The following is a 16687-nucleotide window of genomic DNA, read 5'->3' as shown; positions in this document are numbered from 1 at the left end:
TCGCAATGGCGCGTTATGTAACAAAAAAAGAGCGGCAAAATTGTTTTCCAATTTTGCCGCTCAATTATTTAAGCCCTCCCTTAAAGGGTGGGTTTACGCGGTTGCTTTTGCATATAACTCAGACACGTGTGCCCAGTTAATTACATTCCAGATAGCAGCCAGGTAATCCGGGCGACGGTTCTGATATTTTAAGTAATAAGCGTGCTCCCAAACGTCGATACCCAGGATAGGTGTACCTTTAACTTCGGCAATATCCATTAAAGGGTTATCCTGGTTAGGGGTTGATGTAACGGCTAATTTTTTATCGGCAGTAACAATTAACCAAGCCCAGCCAGAACCGAAACGGGTTGCACCAGCTTCAGAAACCTTTGTTTTAAAATCAGCAAATGAACCGAATGTGCTTTTAATGGCATCGGCTAATTTACCGATTGGTTCGCCGCCGCCGTTTGGTGTCAACAAAGTCCAGAACATGGTATGGTTGTAATGGCCACCACCATTGTTACGTACAGCAGGCGGGAACTTAGAAATATTTTTGATGATATCTTCGATGCTGCTGTTAGCCTCTGGTTTACCTTCTAAGGCTTTGTTCAGGTTGGTAACATAAGCCTGGTGGTGCTTACCATGGTGAATTTCCATTGTAGCTTTATCAATATGCGGTTCGAGTGCATCGGTAGCGTATGATAACGCCGGTAGTGTAAATGCCATAATAGTAGTTTTTTAAATTTAATATGTTGTGATGAACAAATATAAGGTTAGAAAGCCGTTTTTGTTCTAATTGAATGTCATTTATATATTAAGGTGGTGCGATGGTGCGGGGTGCGAAGTACGGGATTTGATAGAACGCCAATATATCACCCGCTCCTCGCACCCCATTGCCCGCTCCAACATCTTCCCGCTATCTCTTCGATTTAAAAAAATCCTTTACCAGTTGGGCGCATTCATTCTCAAAAATGCCGCCGGTTACTAAAGTTTTAGGGTGGGTGATGGTTTGGTTCAGCCTGCCGAAACCTCGTTTGGTATCATACGCGCCGAATACGATCCGCCCCACCTGAAACCAATAAGATGCCCCCGCACACATTACGCAAGGCTCTAAAGTAACATATAGCGTACACTCCGGCAGATATTTACCCCCTATGTAGTTGGTAGCCGCCGTCAGGGCCTGCATTTCTGCATGTGCCGATACATCGTTCAGCCGTTCGGTAAGGTTATGCCCCCGGCCGATGATCTGCCCTTTGCAAACTACAATCGCTCCGATGGGGATCTCGTCTTCTTTCAGGGCAAGACGGGCTTCCTTCAAAGCCTCGTTCATAAAAAACTCGTCGGGCGATATCGCGGGCTGCTCGTCGCCAAAATTAAAGTACCTCATAAGGGTTTGTTGTCAAATAACCGTTTCAAATGTTTTTCTGTAGATATAGTGAGGATGGCCACTACACCAAATGCACCTGACAGCATCAATCCTACTTTAATAATTGCTTTGGTATTGATGCCGATACTGATAAAGGCCAATACAAGGCTGGTATTAAATCCGATTATCAGTAATATCCAGGCACATTTGATGATCAAACGGGTGGAGTAGCGGTTGCCTGCGTCCCAGGTTTGCTGGTTTTGCATAGAGCGGGTGGTGCGGTAACCATATAGACTATTGATTTCTTTGGGCGGGTAGGTTTTCTGGAGATACCCCGCCGTCAGGAATATCAGCCCCAGTAACTGCGGGCCCATTACCCAATCAACAAAGAGGTTACCTGTCATATCAGTTTGCTGCCATTAGGTACCGGTTTGTCAATAGTGGTCAGAACGATGTCGCCATTCTCATCTGCCAGGCCGGTTACCAAAAACTCCGACATGAAATTGGCGATTTGCTTTTTCGGAAAATTGATCACCCCTAAGATCTGCCTGCCGGGCAACTCCTCTCTGGTGTAGTATCTGGTTATCTGCGCGCTGCTTTGCAAAATACCGTGGGGGCCAAAATCAACCTTCAGTTTGTAAGCCGGTTTCCGGGCCTCCGGGAAATCGGTTACCTCCAGGATGGTGCCGGCACGGAGATCCACTTTTTCAAAATCATTCCAACTGATGGTTTCCATGTTGGCAAAGGTAAAAAGGATAAACGTTTCTGACCACCATTTACGCTCAAATTTATTAGCCGAAAAACAGCCTGAAAAAGTCAAAAATAACAGCCAATAAGTAAAAGAATATAGAAGGAATTAGAGATTTTTAGAGGTAATTTAGTTGATTAGCTTACCACTCAGGTCAACCTCACGCGAAAACGGGTTGAAATATTTGTTTGCCAATACAGCAAACTCCCGGCGGGTAACCGGCCGTTTCGGGTCGAAATTTTTAGTGAACCTGTACTTCGGTTTCCAGGCCGCCGCCATCACCTTTTGCAGGGTAGCGGGGTCGGTCAAACTCATTTCACTGATGTACGATAGCAGATTAGTTACCGTAAAAACTTCGCCGGGCTGCGTCTTGTTAAACCAGAGAAAGGCCCGGGCATACATATCATTCATCAAAGGTTTAATATCTGCCGTATATACAACCGTATCAGGCATAAATAACACTTCGGCCCGATTGCCGTTAGGTTTTTGATAGCCGGTTAGCAGCCCGGATGCGCCTACCTGCTGGATAGCACGATAGTCGGAATCCTTTTTGGGGATATCGCTAAAGGGCATCAATGAGCCCCCATAGATGAGTATCTCATCCTGTATCTTCCTTACATCCAACTCTTTAGTGGTTTTTTTATAAAAGGCGCACCATCCGGCTGCAGCGCCAACACCCTGGCCCAAAGTCATCTGCACAGCGGGATCGGTCATGCTGCCGTTAACCAGATGCGTAACCGATAGTGCCTTCTCCGTTACAAATAAGTTGTCCTGATCTTTCACTACCACCGCCCCCAACGGAATAGAATAGGCAGGAAACGGCGGGTAATTGATCTTGGGCACACCGGGGGTAATATAATGCTGACCGGGCACGGCATCGGCAATACCTATCGACGTTCGATATAGTTTAGAGCCCCGGTCATAAGGCGTGTAAACATCGCCAATAACCATCCTCACTAAGCCGTAAGCCCGTTTATTCTCGCGGATGTAGGGGATGAGCGGTAAATGATCTGTCGTACCAAACTCTTCAGACAGGCCCAGGTTCTTATAACCCAATTCTGTTTGCAGGTAATAGATTAAGCCTAAGGTTTGCAGCCTGGCTTGTTTGTAAGTGTCGGCCCTATTCTCGGGCAACAGATCGTTAGAGGTTACCGAATACTGGTTACCTCCGCAGCCTTCTATATTGATGAGGTATTTGTCATTAATCAGTTGTGAGGCAGCTAATAGCTTCTTAACTTCTGCTTTTTTCAGGCAAGCGTATTTACCTGTGCTGTAGCCTTCGGGTTTGGGGATGGTCTTATCCGCAGCCTTGCCATAATCTTTCAAAACGGCCAGCCAGCTCAGATCCTGTATCTGGTTGGTGGGATTAGTGGTCGCCAGCTCTTCACCAGTATCTTTACGGCTATCAAACCCGGTATTAAATATGGCACCCGCCTTGGTGGCCACGTCGCCCAATTCGGTAGCATCTACTACAGATCTCGCTTTAATAATATCTGTATGCCCGTTAGCAGTGATGCTTACTTCCCATCCCGTGCCGTCTTTCTTGATACCCACAAATGGCGTGTTAAGCTTCACGGTTAGGTTCTTGACGGTGTCTGTCCACTTTTTTAAAACGGATGCACCTGCCGAGGGCTCAAAGCGTAACACCGCGTTCAGCGTAGTATCGTAACCCAACCTTAACTTATAATAATTGTTAATCCGCTGCCTGAATTCGGCATACAGGCCAGTTGGTAGGTTCCTATTATTTTCGAGGATACAAAACGCGCCCGATGTCATGCTGCCGCCCAGCCAGGGGCCGTGTTCTATCAGAATGGTTTTGAGGTTACTGCGGGCACTTTGTATCGCTGCGGCTACCCCGCTTGCGCCGCCGCCAATAACAACTACATCCGTTTTTATAGTTTCGGCGTAGCCGATAGCACATTGAAAAAACAGAAATAGCACAAGTAACTTTTTAAACATCCCGGTTAGTAAAACAACAACAAAACGCTAATTTAGGCCAAAAGCTTATGCTATCATTAAAATATTAGCCCTATAATTAAATAAAAACATGACAGACCAACAGATGCAATACCCTATCGGCAAATTCGTACCACCTATAACTTACCTGGAAGGCGATATTACCGGCTGGGTTAACGAGATCCATATTTTGCCCGGCCGTGTACGCAACGCCATAACCACGCTAACCGACAAACAGTTAGACACCCAATACCGTACCGGCGGCTGGACACTGCGACAAGTGGTGCATCACCTGGCAGATAGCCATATGAACGCTTTGATGCGTTTTAAACTGGCGCTGACTGAAGATAACCCAACCATTCGCCCGTATGACGAGGCCGGCTGGGCTATACAGCCGGATTACCGCCTGCCCGTTGAGCCGTCTTTAAAAATGCTGGAGGGCATCCACCAGCATTTGGTAGGATTATTTGAAAGCTTTACGGAGGATCAATGGAACCTGACTTTTATCCACCCGGCAACGGGGAGCCTTACACCGCTTAAAAAGAACCTGGCCATATATGCCTGGCACGGCAATCACCACCTGGCGCATTTGACAGAGACGATAAAGAAGTTTTAGGCCTTTTTCAAATACATGTCATTATGAGGAGCGCAGCAACGTAGCAATCTCAGCATATCCGCTTGTCCTCTGAGATTGCCGCGCTAAAACGTTCGTAAGGACATAGTTAGAAAATTTACATTTCCATCATCTTATCCATCTTATGTTTACCCCCCATTTTCATCAATGACGGGGTAATACGCAGATACACTTGAAAACCTATTGGTGTACTACCATACAAAGGCTTTAATGCTGATGGCGAAACATTTAAAGTTGCCTGCAGGCCGGCTGTCAGATTGGTTTGCTTATAGGTGGTCAGGATACGGTTGGTACCCAATGTTAATGCATTGATCTTAAAGTTTGGATCAGTTGGATAAAGCGCCTCCAGATCCAGTTCTCCCGCATCCTTCACCACATACTCGTAACGGCCATAAATGGCCGTTTTATGCAATTGCAAGCTATTCTCTAACAAGATGGCGGGTTGTGTTTTGCCGTGATGGTCGTTTTGTCCGTAAACTATAGTAGTGGCTACGTAGCTGTCCTCATTCAGCATTTTAGTGTGGATGGCCGAAGCGGTGAAACGCTTTACATTATCGGCAGGTTCTGCCTCTTCGGGGCTTTTTAACCAACCGTTTGATACCTGTAGCGCCCATTCTTTTGAAGGGTTATAAGATAGCCGTACAGAGTAAGAATCAAATTTAGGTTGATCAAACCCGTACCTGAATTCGTCCGGTTCGCGGCCCGTAAATATCGACCCTTCTATTTTCACATTTTTATGCCTGAAGCCTAAAGTAGCGGTACCAAAGGTAATGTGTGTAGCATCTGCATAGTGGTGACTTAAAGGCGCATCCGGGTTGTTCATGGCCGATAAACGGTGCATAAACACGGGCGGGCCTAAAGCAGGTTCGCCGGGATAACCTACGGATAAAGAGATATCGGTTTGTTTAGCCACCCGTTGGGTATACGCCACACTTAGCTCGGCAAACAAATCATGGGGGTGCTGGCGGTCTACCAGTTTCCTGCCCTGATACGATTCGCCGGTTTGATAAAGCAAAGGGTAACCACTACTACCAACGGTAAATGGATCTAACGAAAACATGGTATTGATAGCAAAAAGGCCATTTTTGCCTACCTTACGCTGCGCCATATACATAAACCAGTTGGGTACATCTACCTGGCTGCCACCCCGGCCGCCTTTATTAAAAAGATCCTGGTTATTGTAACGGGCAAAAAAACTCCCGTGAAACATGTGCATCCATTTTTTGCCATGGATCATATACATGTACATCGGCGTTTCATCCGGCACCCAAGATGTTCCGGACCCGTCGCGGTTCATCGGAAGGTCGAGCGAGAACTGACTGGTCATGCTGTTCATTTGATACATAGACGTATCGTGTTGCATATCCATCATCGTCTTTGCATGATCCTGCGGTGCTCCTTTTTTCATATCCATCATCATCTTTTTATGATCATGAGGAACTGTCTTTTTTGGTACAGTGTCCTTTTTCATGTGTTGCATATGATCCATCTGCTGCGCCTTCACAGCCCAGGCTATCATCAACAAACTCAAGAGAGAAATATATTTTTTCATCGTATTTTATAAATTAAAAAAGTTGTACTCCAGCCGCACCAGGTACATGTTTACACTGTTGCGCTGCATGTTGTTGTACAAAGGTGTACGGTACGAAAAGTCGACCCTGCACACGCTGTTAAAAATGAATTGAACGGCAGGGGCAATATCCAGATAGCTTTGCCTATACCCCGGATTAGTTTTACCCAGCACCTCGGCGTACAGGTTCACGTTAACTTGATTATAGCTGGTGTAGTTCTTGGGCAAAACCAGCATCCCGACAGAAGCAGTGTAGGCAATGGCGTCCCTTGAGCCCATCACCGGCAGGGAATTACCCACGTTGTCTAAAGCCCGGAGGTAACTTGCGGAACCGGAAAAAGCGATCTTGTGGATAAGCTTAGTGAAAATCACACCGCCTTGCCAACCGGTATTGTCGCCCTCTAAAGCAATTTCTTGTGTGGTATAAGGGTTGCTGCTGAAAGACACCTTGCCAAATACCGCCCCACGGAAATGCGCCTGCACCGTGTCCTGCGAAAAGAACCGGTATTTTCCATAGAAACTGCCGCCTTCAAAGCGTTGCTTGGCTGCATAAAAATCTGACAAATAAGCGGCACCGTGCAGCATCAGTTTACCCGTGGCGCCATACATGGCCTCAAGCGTAGTTCGGTTTTTAAAGGTAGGTTTAAAGTAGCCCTGGTTTTCCAACCGGATGCCTAACGAGTGAGCAGCCATATTGCTGGCAGGCTCGGTATTTACATACAATTCCTGCCCAAATACAGTACACGCCCATGCCGTGAGGCAAAAAGCCAATAAGATAGTCTTCATAAAAAAGAGAGTTTAAGAAGACGCTTAAATTGCTGCTACGTGATATACCCTGCCCGTTGTGGTTGCCGGTGTTTCTGCAATAACCTTACCCATATACTTTTTAGATACAGAATTTGGCACGAAACCCTTATCAACAATGGTTAAAGAAACCGGGCCGGTTAAAGCCTTATCTGTGGTGAGGATCTTGTAAGTATCGGCACCAACAGTGAAAGAATTATCGGCAACCTTGGTACTGTTAAAGTCGACTGTGGTCTTCAGATAATTAACAAAGAAACCTGAGTTTTTTACCTTTTTGCTGATCTCGTCGAAAGAAACGGGCACATCATTTTTAAACGTAATCACGTAGATGTTACGCATCAGATCGGGTTTGATCTCGCTTACAAATGGTAACGCCTTTAATGATTTTTCGGTAGTCTTGGCGCACAATGAACAGGTTAAGCCACTAACTTGCAATTCGGCTTTGGTGAATTGTTGTGCTTTTGCAATAGCTACGGTTGCTATAAATAGGATGATATATGCTTTTAAAGTTTTCATGTTTGTAAAAATTGATTCTTGAAATAATAAGTACTTAAAATAACGCGGAGTTATTGAAACTTATCAAATGCGGAAAATGCAATTTTTAAGGTAAACAGAAATTTTTTCGAAGGGTATATCTGGTGGGCCACGGTCAAAAAACCGCTCAACCAGCGCCTGCTGCGCCGCGAAAACCATATCTTCATACGGCAACTTCGGGATCTCGAGCGCAAATACTTTAGCTAAAAAAGAGTTTTGTTCTGCCTGATGATCGTCCTTAACCTTTACATCAAGTTTGGCATCCTTACAGCAGTTCATTTTGGTTTTAGCCATAGGCTGCGCACAGCTTTTAGCCGGTGTATTGATCTTAACCGAGGCAACCGTATTGCCGCAATAATGTAAATTAAGCGCAAAACCAGCCGCTGTAATTGCATACAGTACAGCTAATAGTATGACGCCCGATTTTTTGATCATATACAAAAATACGATTTAACTACCTGATTACAAATTGTAAACTGTTAAATTTTCACTGTGGTTTGTAAAATAAAAAATAATGTGTTCCTTTGTTTAGATTTAATCTAAATAAAAACAATGAAACAATTTACCTTATTTCTCTCCTTTTGCATTGCGGCCCTAACCGTAACAGCACAATCTAAATTAGAGCAAGACCGCCAAGCCATTAAATCATTGGCGGGCTATTACAAAGTTACATTTGATTATGCGGAAACATTCGCGGCAGACACAGCTTATAAATTCCATCCGCGTTATCATACCTGGGGCAACGAATGGGCGGTAGTTGTAGAAGACTCGCCGAAAAAAATCGTTATACAACATCTTTTAGCTGTTGACGATACAACCGTTATTAAACACTGGCGCGAAGACTGGGTTTATGAACAACCCAGCATTTTAAAGTTTGATAAAGATAACACCTGGAAAAAGGTAACGCTAAAACCTAATGAGGTTAAAGGTAGATGGGTACAAAAGGTTTTGCAGGTTGATGACAGCCCTCGCTATGAAAGTATTGGTACCTGGACGCATGTTGACGGCCGCCACCAATGGCAAAGCGAAACCGATTCGCCGCTGCCACGCCGCGAATACACTAAACGTAAAGATTATAATGTATTGCGCCGTGGTAACCGGATTTACATTACCCCACAAGGCTGGATGTTTGAGCAGGATAATAAAAAGGTAGTACGTGCGCCCGAAGGCGATAAAATTTTAGCGCAGGAAAAAGGCTATGAAGAGTTTACCAAAACTGATGAAGCAAATTTCGCCTTTGCTAAAAAATGGTGGGCAGGCCAGCAATCTTACTGGACAGATGTACGCTCTGCGTGGGATAACATATTTGCTAAAAACGGCACTATTAAGTTAACGTATAAAAAAGACGGTAAACGTTTATATGAACGCCTGTTTGATATGGCCGACCAATCGGCCAAGGAAAAATGGAGTGCCGCCAAAAATAAAGAAGAAGCTACTAAGGTTATCAACGGATACCTTACCCAGTCCTAATAAATAAGTATAGTGATTAATTGATTGTCGAAGAAGTAGGCCCTGCAATGCGGGGCCTTTTCTGTTCGGCATTAAATTTAATGTTGTCATCCTGAGCGATAGCGAAGGATCTTACCACGTGTAAACAAATCAGAAAATGCCTCACTATCGCTCAGCATGACAAATTATGTGATACTATTTCCCCTTCAACGTAGCTGTCACCTTGCCGCATTCCAGCATATCATCGCCGTAGTAAGGGTTGCGTACATCGGCGGTTTCACTTAACCATGACGCCTTTTTCATTGGGCAATATTGCTGATAAAGCGTAGTGCTGTTTAGCTTTAAGCCAGATACTAACGCAAACATATTTTTTGACAGGCTTTCAAAGTGTTCGCGCTGATGATCTATCTTTGTTGTTTCGCTAATGTGGCGGCTATCAAATTTCAGTTTCTCGCCATAGGTGGTCATCAGCTTTTGCTGAGCCGGAGTTGAACCCTTTATCGATGCAGATAACGCAGCCAGTAATTCGCCCGAACGGCTTTTTGCTAACTCTGCATTGCTGCCAACCAAGGCATTCTTTAAACCTATATAGGATGTGGTGATCTTATCTACCGCTGTATTCTGTGCATGTGCCGATAATACTCCTATAATCAGCATCAAATTCAAAAGGATCTTTTTCATGATTGGTTAACGTTTATATCCAAACTTAAGCATACTGTTTGATAATTTCTTTGCAGCCGGCTTCAATTAATTTAAAAACAGGGGCAAACTGTGCATCGTGATAATAGGGATCTGGCACTATCTGATCGCCCAACAGCATTTTAACCTTTTGGCGGTCCTCTGCATTACGGGCCATTGCCAATATGTTAGCCAGGTTACTTTTATCCATCACCAATATCAGGTCGAATTTATCAAAGTCGCTCACGTTAAACAGCCGGCAAACCTGTTTGCTGATGTCGATGCCCTGATCTGCAGCAGCCTTTACCGAACGCCTGTCGGGCCCTCGGCCTACATGCCAGTCGCCGGTACCCGCCGAATCTACGTGCCAATCCAGCCCGGCCTTATCTGCCAGGTGCTGCATAATTCCCTCCGCCAGCGGCGAACGACAAATATTACCCAAGCAAACCATTAGTATTTTCATAATAAAGATGTGCAAATATGAAGATGTGCAGATATTCGAATGCGCCTCATTTGCACATTTAAAATCGGCGCATCCGCACATATACTACCCAAATATCTGGTTTAATACACCGGCTAAACGTACGCCGCCTTTAAGCAGTTGCTCGTTTACAGTGGCCAGGTTTTTAAAAATGTATTTGTAGGTATTTACCTTGTCGCCGTTTTTAGTTTCTAAATATAACTTGTCTACTATCTGGTTAGATTCAAACAACCATTGGCCAACAGTGGCCTTTTGCCATATGGCACGCTGCGCTAAAGTAGTATGGTTAATAGCCAATACATATTCAGTATAACTTAATTGCTGCGCATCGATCATTTGCGAATCCCATATAGAGTGCAGGTTGCTTTCCTTATCGTACCACATTACCTTAACATCGTTACCGCCTTTGTCAGACAGGTGCCCGGTATGAAACGGCTGGTGAACATCCTCAACAATATGGATCAGCATACGCAGGTAAAGCAATTTATTTGTTTTAGACAGGTTTTTATTTTTCAGCTGAGCGGTTAAAAAGCCGATTTTTGTATAAGCATCTGTAGCGGTGTCGGCCTTTAAATAAGCCTGCATATCCGCCTGCGAAAGTGATTTATCGAAGTTGATAAAGTGCCAGTTATACAGGTAATTAAAGTTAGGGTCAGATTTAATAAAATCGGCCCAATTGCTGGCCATCGCTATCGATTCATCGCCTAAAATGGCCTTGACAGCAGCACGCGCTTTGGGGGTCAGGTAGCTATCTGCTATCTGGCCACAAATACGGTGGCCGTTGGTACCCCAGGCCATAGTTTGTATAGGCAGGTATAGGATGGCTACGCCTAACAAGATCTTTTTTAAAATACTGGTTTTCATATATTACAGTGGTTTTGGATTACAGGTGTTTCGTTTTATTAAGTGGGCTTTAATAGCTATGGTGCTTGATGTAGGGTTGAACTGAACGGTAGAATCGCCTTTATTAGCAACTTTAAAATATTCTTCATACACACCGGAACGGTAGCAGCCCGTTGGTTCTTTATAAGTGTAGTTAGCATTGCAGAACAAGCCGCGTACATGCAGGGTATCATTGCTTTGCTGATATACACCTTTGGCATATTCTGTCCATTGCCCATTTTTGGTACAGCTATCGGCTCCGGCGTTTGCTTTGCTGAAAGTTTTGATGCTCACAAAAAACGAATCGCAGTTGAACCTTAGGTTATATAAAGAATAATCTACCAATTTTTTTTGCAATACAGATGTATCCTGCCGCCACTCACCCTGCAGGTAATTCTCTCCCGGTTTTTGCATATTGGGGTTGAATTTGCAGGCGGTTACCAGCAGAACTACGAAAGAAAAAAGATAGATGATGTTGCGCTTCGGCATTGGGTTCAGCAAGTAAAAAGCCCCTCTCTGTGTAGAGAGGGGTTGGTGTGAGGCTATTATTTTAAACCGCCAATCATATCTTCGGGTTTAACCCATTCGTCAAACTGCTCGCTGGTTAGTAAGCCTAAGCCAACAGCCGCTTCGCGAAGGGTCAGTTTTTCCTTTAAAGCCGTCTTGGCAATTTTGGCCGCGTTCTCATAACCAATGTGCGGGTTTAGCGCAGTTACTAACATTAGTGAGTTTTCGAGGTGCTTTTTGATGCCTTCGTAATTTGGTTCGATACCAACCGCGCAATGATCGTTAAACGATACACAGGCATCGCCAATTAAACGTGCTGATTGCAGGAAGTTAGCAGCCATAACCGGCTTAAATACATTCAACTCATAGTGCCCGTTAGAACCGCCTATAGAAATGGTAACATCATTACCCATTACCTGTGCTGCAACCATCGTTACGGCTTCGTTTTGCGTTGGGTTAACTTTACCCGGCATGATTGATGAACCCGGCTCATTATCCGGGATGTGGATCTCGCCGATACCCGAGCGCGGACCCGAAGCCAGCATCCGGATATCGTTAGCAATCTTCATTAATGACACCGCTATTTGCTTTAAAGCACCGTGGCTTTCTACAATAGCATCATGCGCTGCCAAAGCCTCAAATTTATTTTCGGCGGTGATAAAAGGCAAGCCGGTAAATTGTGCAATGTACTCGGCCACCTTAACATCATACCCTTTGGGGGTGTTGATCCCCGTACCAACAGCAGTGCCGCCTAATGCCAGTTCGCTCAGGTGGTCAAGGGTATTGCGCAAGGCTTTTAAACCATGATTTAACTGTGATACATAGCCGGAAAATTCCTGGCCTAAAGTAAGCGGTGTAGCATCCATTAAATGGGTACGACCTATCTTTACCACGCTCTTAAAGGCTTCGCTTTTTGCCTGCAGGGTATCGCGTAATTTTTCGATGCCCGGGATAGTTACATCAATTAATATTTTATAAGCAGCAATGTGCATTGCTGTTGGGTAGGTATCATTTGACGACTGCGACTTGTTTACATCATCATTAGGGTGGATAAAGGTTTTACCCTCGCCCAATGTGTTGCCTGCTAAAACGTGGCTGCGGTTGGCAACAACCTCGTTCACGTTCATGTTTGATTGCGTGCCCGAACCTGTTTGCCAGATCACCAGCGGGAACTCGCTGTTCAGCGCGCCGGTCAGGATCTCGTCACACACGGCGGCAATCATGTCGCGTTTTTCGGCCGGCAATACACCGCAATCTGTATTAGTGTAAGCGGCAGCCTTTTTAAGGTAGGCAAAGGCATCAATGATCTCTTTCGGCATCGATGCTTCGGGCCCAATTTTAAAATTATTACGGGAGCGTTCGGTTTGTGCGCCCCAGTATTTATCGGCCGGTACCTGCACGGCACCCATAGTATCATATTCGGTTCTGAAACTCATAATTGATCGAATGTTTTTGCAGGTGCAAATTTAGGGTTTTATGTGGTTTTACCGGAATGTGGCGGGTAATCTTTTTGTTATGTTAAAGGGTTAATTTATTAATCTTTACCCAAGCCTCGTAAGACGCCACTTTATCTGCGTTATCCTTTAGCCATTTCCCATTCGCAGGTGTCGATTTCTGGCTAATCACCTTTATAAAAGTTGAAAAATTATCTGTTTGCGAAAGCTTATAAAAATAATCGGCAAAACCATACCAAGCGAAATACTTATCGCGGGGCATACTACCTAACGCACCAAATACCGCCTTCAATTGCGTAGCTAACAGATCCGTTGGTGAGGCATAACGGCGTGTGGCAAAACCTGCAAGCGCTTTTGTTAATAACAGGTTTTGGTATGAAGCTAAAGCTTTCACAGCAGCCGATGATTTATAGCCCGGCTCGGGTTTGAGCGCACCACCGTTTAAAATATTTTGCAGGTTGCCAAAGGCTTCGGCGCTTTGCGGTCCGGTGGGGTCTATCATTAAAAACCTGCAGAAACCTAATAAAGCCTCCGCCCGTTTATTTTGATGAAAGGCGGTCAACGCATACATGCGTATACTCGCAGCATACGCGCTATCAATGATAACAGCGCTGATAAAGCTTGTCTCTGCATCAGTGTATTGGCGGGCACGGTATTGCGTAATGCCCAGGTTGTAGTAAAGCCGCTGATTGGTGCTATCTAACTTTATCCCGTCGCGGTAAGCCGCAATTGATTTGGGGAATTGATTAGCCGCACTGTAAACGCTCCCCAATAAGCTGTAAGCCCCCGCCTTAAAAGATGCGCTCTTTCCGTTAGCAACGGCCTTTTCTAAATAGGGAATACCTTCTGCCCCTTTATTAGTGGAGTAAAGTGCATAGGCCAGTTCGTAATTTGCGCGGTCGTTTTCCGGTTCGGCAATCAGGGCTTCTTTGTATTTAGCAATAGCATCGGTGTATTTCTGCTGATCGCTAAAAGCCTGCCCCTGTTTGATCAGATCATTTACCCCGGTACTATTCTGCGCAAATGCATGAGCTCCGGCTAGTAAAACTATCCATATCATTAAAACCTTAAAGCAAATTCCCATACCTCAAAATTAAATGTTTAAAACTACCCCGAAACATTATTTGAACATTTCTCTTATACATGCTATATATTATTTCTAATTTTCGCGTTCGTTACGTGAAAGAAATTTATCCATGAAGTTAGTGTTCAAAACCCTCCTGTCCTGCGCCTCCGTACTCTTAATTTTAACCTCTTGTTCTTCCGGCCATGGCGACAGCAAAAATGGTAATACCGATCCTGAAAAGCCCTTTAATTCAGAAAATCTCTTAAAATACGACCCTAAAAAAGGCGACAAACAGATCGAAGCCTTTATGGAACACTTGCATAAAGTGAGCGCCTTTAACGGCAACGTACTGGTTGCTAAAAAAGGTAAGATTTTATATGAGGGCAGCTACGGTTGGGCCAATCATCTTACCCGCGATAGTTTAAAGATCAATTCGCAGTTCGAGCTGGCATCGGTAACCAAAACCATGACGGGTACCGCCATTATGCAACTTTGGGAGCGCGGCAAAATAAAGCTGGACCAGGATGTAAAAGACTTTTTTCCTAATTTCCCGTATGACGGGATCACCATCCGCCTGCTGCTTACCCACCGTTCGGGCATGATGAATTACGTTTACTTTGTAGATGGTATTTACCGCTCGCAGCACCTTAACCAAAAGAAAGGCCTAACCAATGCCGAGGTGATGGATATGATAGCGCAGTACAAACCTGCCCGTTTCAATAAGCCAAACGCCAGCTTTCTCTACAACAACTCCAATTTTATGGTGCTGGGTGCCATTATTGAAAAGGTGAGCAAAATGAGCTACTCGGATTACATGAAGGCCAACATCTTCATCCCTGCAGGCATGAAACATACAAACGTATATTCTAAAGCGGTTTATGAAAAGATCCCTGCCGATGTAGTGGGGCATGACCGTAACAGCTGGAAATACAGCGTAGCACAAAACTTTTTAGATGGCCCTGTTGGCGATAAAGGAATTTACAGTACCGTTGGTGATCTGTACATATTTGACCAGGCATTACGGGCGGGCAAATTGATTAAACCGGCTACACAAGATTCGGCCTACACGCCGCATAACCCAATGGTTCGCGGGCACTTTAATTACGGTTACGGCTGGCGTTTATTTGAAAGCCCGGGCCAGCAGGTAGTGTACCATACCGGCTGGTGGCACGGGTTCAGGCATATATTTTTGCGCGATATGAAAAACGATGTCACCATTGTTTTGTTAGGCAATGTAGTGAATGGCAGCCTGCTGCATTTGGATGATCTGTTTAAAATGACAGGCATGCCGGTAGTACGCAAAGGCGCCTACAATGGCGCCGGGGATACGGCGGAGGATTAAGCTCCAGATGCGCAGATGCGTGGATATGGAGATGTGTGGATGAAAAAATAGTTTAGTTTATAACCCGGGTATGCATCGCGGAGTCATCTGCACACCCGCACATATGCATATCTGCACATTCAAAAATTATGTTTGATAAATTAATGGAAGCCCAGCAAAAGGCTGGCGAAGTAAAACAACGTTTAGATGCGATCAGCGTAACCGGAAGCGCCGAAGGTGGCAAGATCACCGTACAGGCTAACGGCAATAAGGTAGTACAGTCGGTTACTATCGACCCGGACTTTTTAAAGGAAGCCGATAAAGAAGAACTGGAAGAGCTACTGGTAATTGCCATTAATAAAGCCATGGAGCAAGCCGATAACGTGAGCCAAAGCGAAATGGCAGCTATGACTAACGCTATGTTTGGCGGCATGGGCGGCTTGTTTGGTAAGTAAAATGTAAAAGCTTTGTTGGGTTAGAACCAATAGGTGTTATAACGCGTTATTTGCAAAAACGAAACACATCATCCCATGAAAGTTACTTATTACGGCCAGTCGACCATTGAGATAGAGACGGCGGGCAAAAAATTATTATTCGATCCGTTTATTACGCACAACGAGCTTGCTAAACACATTGATGTAACCAGCTTAAAACCTGATTACATTTTGGTATCTCACGGCCACGGCGACCATGTTGCCGACCTGGTACAGGTTCAAAAGCAAAGCGGTGCAAAGGTTATTTGCATTGCCGAGATTGCCGGCTGGTTAGGGAAGCAAGCTATTGAAAACGTACACGGTATGAATATAGGCGGCGGTTTCAACTTTGATTTTGGCCGCGTTAAGATGGTTAATGCCATACACTCCAGCGCCTTGCCCGATGGATCTAACGGTGGCAATCCCGCTGGTTTTGTGATCTATTCTGAAGATAAGGCTATTTACTTTGCCGGCGATACCGCGCTTACTTATGATATGAAGTTATTGGAGGATGAAAACCTTGCATGGGCCTTTTTGCCTTTAGGCGATAACTATACCATGGGTGCAGATGATGCTATTAAAGCGGCCGCATTCATCAACTGCAAAAATATCATCGGGATCCACTATGATTCGTTCCCGGTAATTAAGATAGATAAAGTAGAAGTAGCAGCAAAATTTGAAAAAGCGGGCCTTAATCTGAAGCTGCCTGCCATAGGCGATACTTTAGAACTGTAAAATAACGAAGCCCTTCAGTATCATACCGGAGGGCTTCGTTATTTATATGT

20 protein-coding genes are annotated in these 16687 nt (G+C 44.8%); 5 read left to right on the top strand and 15 right to left on the bottom strand.

Annotated features, from left to right (window positions below; translation table 11 throughout):
* Window positions 1-93: 93 nt before the first annotated feature.
* The 5 genes from IDJ76_RS12270 to IDJ76_RS12250 form a co-directional block, all read right to left on the bottom strand.
* Window positions 94-705 (bottom strand): superoxide dismutase, encoded by a 612-nt coding sequence (locus tag IDJ76_RS12270; RefSeq protein ID WP_191163608.1) that lies wholly within the window; start codon window positions 703-705, stop codon window positions 94-96.
* A 190-nt stretch (window positions 706-895) separates the two neighbouring features.
* The gene (locus IDJ76_RS12265; RefSeq protein ID WP_191163607.1) at window positions 896-1366 is read right to left on the bottom strand and encodes a nucleoside deaminase; all 471 of its coding nucleotides are present in this window, start codon (window positions 1364-1366) and stop codon (window positions 896-898) included.
* The gene (locus tag IDJ76_RS12260; RefSeq protein WP_191163606.1) at window positions 1363-1749 is read right to left on the bottom strand and encodes an SdpI family protein; all 387 of its coding nucleotides are present in this window, start codon (window positions 1747-1749) and stop codon (window positions 1363-1365) included. The genes IDJ76_RS12265 and IDJ76_RS12260 overlap by 4 nt, the downstream gene beginning before the upstream one ends.
* On the bottom strand, window positions 1746-2081 hold the full coding sequence (locus IDJ76_RS12255) for a tRNA-binding protein (protein ID WP_191163605.1): 336 nt from the start codon (window positions 2079-2081) through the stop codon (window positions 1746-1748). Before IDJ76_RS12255 ends, IDJ76_RS12260 begins: the two co-directional genes overlap by 4 nt.
* A 141-nt stretch (window positions 2082-2222) precedes the next feature.
* Window positions 2223-4052, bottom strand: a complete 1830-nt coding sequence (locus IDJ76_RS12250) for an FAD-dependent oxidoreductase (protein ID WP_191163604.1) — start codon at window positions 4050-4052, stop codon at window positions 2223-2225.
* A gap of 88 nt (window positions 4053-4140) precedes the next feature.
* On the opposite strand from IDJ76_RS12250, the gene IDJ76_RS12245 reads away from it, so the two are divergent.
* Window positions 4141-4665 carry a YfiT family bacillithiol transferase gene (locus tag IDJ76_RS12245; protein WP_191163603.1) on the top strand — a complete coding sequence of 175 codons (525 nt, stop codon included), beginning with the start codon at window positions 4141-4143 and terminating at the stop codon, window positions 4663-4665.
* Window positions 4666-4780: 115 nt separating this feature from the next.
* Here the strand turns inward: IDJ76_RS12245 and IDJ76_RS12240 are convergent, their stop codons facing one another.
* The 4 genes from IDJ76_RS12240 to IDJ76_RS12225 form a co-directional block, all read right to left on the bottom strand.
* Window positions 4781-6235, bottom strand: a complete 1455-nt coding sequence (locus IDJ76_RS12240) for a hypothetical protein (RefSeq protein WP_191163602.1) — start codon at window positions 6233-6235, stop codon at window positions 4781-4783.
* A gap of 6 nt (window positions 6236-6241) precedes the next feature.
* Window positions 6242-7039 (bottom strand): hypothetical protein, encoded by a 798-nt coding sequence (locus IDJ76_RS12235; RefSeq protein ID WP_191163601.1) that lies wholly within the window; start codon window positions 7037-7039, stop codon window positions 6242-6244.
* A 24-nt stretch (window positions 7040-7063) separates the two neighbouring features.
* Window positions 7064-7573: a heavy-metal-associated domain-containing protein gene (locus IDJ76_RS12230; RefSeq protein WP_191163600.1), complete on the bottom strand. Its 510-nt coding sequence runs from the start codon at window positions 7571-7573 to the stop codon at window positions 7064-7066.
* A 63-nt stretch (window positions 7574-7636) separates the two neighbouring features.
* The gene (locus IDJ76_RS12225) at window positions 7637-8026 is read right to left on the bottom strand and encodes an HYC_CC_PP family protein (RefSeq protein WP_191163599.1); all 390 of its coding nucleotides are present in this window, start codon (window positions 8024-8026) and stop codon (window positions 7637-7639) included.
* Window positions 8027-8143: 117 nt separating this feature from the next.
* Here IDJ76_RS12225 and IDJ76_RS12220 point away from each other — a divergent pair, with 117 nt between their 5' ends.
* Window positions 8144-9061 (top strand): DUF6607 family protein, encoded by a 918-nt coding sequence (locus IDJ76_RS12220; protein WP_191163598.1) that lies wholly within the window; start codon window positions 8144-8146, stop codon window positions 9059-9061.
* Between the two features lie 174 nt (window positions 9062-9235).
* Here the strand turns inward: IDJ76_RS12220 and IDJ76_RS12215 are convergent, their stop codons facing one another.
* From IDJ76_RS12215 to IDJ76_RS12190, 6 genes are all read right to left on the bottom strand, one after another.
* Window positions 9236-9721, bottom strand: a complete 486-nt coding sequence (locus IDJ76_RS12215) for a DUF3347 domain-containing protein (protein ID WP_191163597.1) — start codon at window positions 9719-9721, stop codon at window positions 9236-9238.
* A 25-nt stretch (window positions 9722-9746) separates the two neighbouring features.
* Window positions 9747-10181: a low molecular weight protein-tyrosine-phosphatase gene (locus tag IDJ76_RS12210; protein WP_191163596.1), complete on the bottom strand. Its 435-nt coding sequence runs from the start codon at window positions 10179-10181 to the stop codon at window positions 9747-9749.
* An 84-nt stretch (window positions 10182-10265) separates the two neighbouring features.
* Window positions 10266-11063, bottom strand: coding sequence for a S1/P1 nuclease (locus IDJ76_RS12205; RefSeq protein ID WP_191163595.1), 798 nt, complete (start codon window positions 11061-11063; stop codon window positions 10266-10268).
* A gap of 3 nt (window positions 11064-11066) precedes the next feature.
* Window positions 11067-11570, bottom strand: a complete 504-nt coding sequence (locus IDJ76_RS12200; protein ID WP_191163594.1) for a fumarate hydratase — start codon at window positions 11568-11570, stop codon at window positions 11067-11069.
* Between the two features lie 56 nt (window positions 11571-11626).
* Window positions 11627-13024: a class II fumarate hydratase gene (fumC, locus tag IDJ76_RS12195; protein ID WP_191163593.1), complete on the bottom strand. Its 1398-nt coding sequence runs from the start codon at window positions 13022-13024 to the stop codon at window positions 11627-11629.
* A gap of 82 nt (window positions 13025-13106) precedes the next feature.
* Window positions 13107-14102, bottom strand: a complete 996-nt coding sequence (locus IDJ76_RS12190) for a tetratricopeptide repeat protein (protein ID WP_191163592.1) — start codon at window positions 14100-14102, stop codon at window positions 13107-13109.
* A 136-nt stretch (window positions 14103-14238) separates the two neighbouring features.
* Here IDJ76_RS12190 and IDJ76_RS12185 point away from each other — a divergent pair, with 136 nt between their 5' ends.
* From IDJ76_RS12185 to IDJ76_RS12175, 3 genes are all read left to right on the top strand, one after another.
* Window positions 14239-15450 (top strand): serine hydrolase domain-containing protein, encoded by a 1212-nt coding sequence (locus IDJ76_RS12185; RefSeq protein WP_191163591.1) that lies wholly within the window; start codon window positions 14239-14241, stop codon window positions 15448-15450.
* Window positions 15451-15578: 128 nt separating this feature from the next.
* Entirely contained in the window at window positions 15579-15884 is a 306-nt protein-coding gene (locus IDJ76_RS12180) for a YbaB/EbfC family nucleoid-associated protein (RefSeq protein WP_191163590.1), read from the top strand.
* A 75-nt stretch (window positions 15885-15959) separates the two neighbouring features.
* On the top strand, window positions 15960-16637 hold the full coding sequence (locus tag IDJ76_RS12175; protein WP_191163589.1) for a metal-dependent hydrolase: 678 nt from the start codon (window positions 15960-15962) through the stop codon (window positions 16635-16637).
* The last annotated feature ends 50 nt before the right edge of the window (window positions 16638-16687 follow it).

Origin of the sequence: Mucilaginibacter glaciei, assembly GCF_014773245.1 — a bacterium.
GTDB classification, from domain to species: Bacteria; Bacteroidota; Bacteroidia; order Sphingobacteriales; family Sphingobacteriaceae; genus Mucilaginibacter; species Mucilaginibacter glaciei.
This window is presented reverse-complemented; position numbering and strand designations above follow the sequence as displayed.

What these genes read in the sequence shown, in the direction of transcription:
- IDJ76_RS12270 (WP_191163608.1), bottom strand. Translation starts at nt 705, where the DNA reads ATGGCATTTACACTACCGGCGTTATCATACGCTACCGATGCACTCGAA.
- IDJ76_RS12265 (WP_191163607.1), bottom strand. Translation starts at nt 1,366, where the DNA reads ATGAGGTACTTTAATTTTGGCGACGAGCAGCCCGCGATATCGCCCGAC.
- IDJ76_RS12260 (WP_191163606.1), bottom strand. Translation starts at nt 1,749, where the DNA reads ATGACAGGTAACCTCTTTGTTGATTGGGTAATGGGCCCGCAGTTACTG.
- IDJ76_RS12255 (WP_191163605.1), bottom strand. Translation starts at nt 2,081, where the DNA reads ATGGAAACCATCAGTTGGAATGATTTTGAAAAAGTGGATCTCCGTGCC.
- IDJ76_RS12250 (WP_191163604.1), bottom strand. Translation starts at nt 4,052, where the DNA reads ATGTTTAAAAAGTTACTTGTGCTATTTCTGTTTTTTCAATGTGCTATC.
- IDJ76_RS12245 (WP_191163603.1), top strand. Translation starts at nt 4,141, where the DNA reads ATGACAGACCAACAGATGCAATACCCTATCGGCAAATTCGTACCACCT.
- IDJ76_RS12240 (WP_191163602.1), bottom strand. Translation starts at nt 6,235, where the DNA reads ATGAAAAAATATATTTCTCTCTTGAGTTTGTTGATGATAGCCTGGGCT.
- IDJ76_RS12235 (WP_191163601.1), bottom strand. Translation starts at nt 7,039, where the DNA reads ATGAAGACTATCTTATTGGCTTTTTGCCTCACGGCATGGGCGTGTACT.
- IDJ76_RS12230 (WP_191163600.1), bottom strand. Translation starts at nt 7,573, where the DNA reads ATGAAAACTTTAAAAGCATATATCATCCTATTTATAGCAACCGTAGCT.
- IDJ76_RS12225 (WP_191163599.1), bottom strand. Translation starts at nt 8,026, where the DNA reads ATGATCAAAAAATCGGGCGTCATACTATTAGCTGTACTGTATGCAATT.
- IDJ76_RS12220 (WP_191163598.1), top strand. Translation starts at nt 8,144, where the DNA reads ATGAAACAATTTACCTTATTTCTCTCCTTTTGCATTGCGGCCCTAACC.
- IDJ76_RS12215 (WP_191163597.1), bottom strand. Translation starts at nt 9,721, where the DNA reads ATGAAAAAGATCCTTTTGAATTTGATGCTGATTATAGGAGTATTATCG.
- IDJ76_RS12210 (WP_191163596.1), bottom strand. Translation starts at nt 10,181, where the DNA reads ATGAAAATACTAATGGTTTGCTTGGGTAATATTTGTCGTTCGCCGCTG.
- IDJ76_RS12205 (WP_191163595.1), bottom strand. Translation starts at nt 11,063, where the DNA reads ATGAAAACCAGTATTTTAAAAAAGATCTTGTTAGGCGTAGCCATCCTA.
- IDJ76_RS12200 (WP_191163594.1), bottom strand. Translation starts at nt 11,570, where the DNA reads ATGCCGAAGCGCAACATCATCTATCTTTTTTCTTTCGTAGTTCTGCTG.
- fumC (WP_191163593.1), bottom strand. Translation starts at nt 13,024, where the DNA reads ATGAGTTTCAGAACCGAATATGATACTATGGGTGCCGTGCAGGTACCG.
- IDJ76_RS12190 (WP_191163592.1), bottom strand. Translation starts at nt 14,102, where the DNA reads ATGATATGGATAGTTTTACTAGCCGGAGCTCATGCATTTGCGCAGAAT.
- IDJ76_RS12185 (WP_191163591.1), top strand. Translation starts at nt 14,239, where the DNA reads ATGAAGTTAGTGTTCAAAACCCTCCTGTCCTGCGCCTCCGTACTCTTA.
- IDJ76_RS12180 (WP_191163590.1), top strand. Translation starts at nt 15,579, where the DNA reads ATGTTTGATAAATTAATGGAAGCCCAGCAAAAGGCTGGCGAAGTAAAA.
- IDJ76_RS12175 (WP_191163589.1), top strand. Translation starts at nt 15,960, where the DNA reads ATGAAAGTTACTTATTACGGCCAGTCGACCATTGAGATAGAGACGGCG.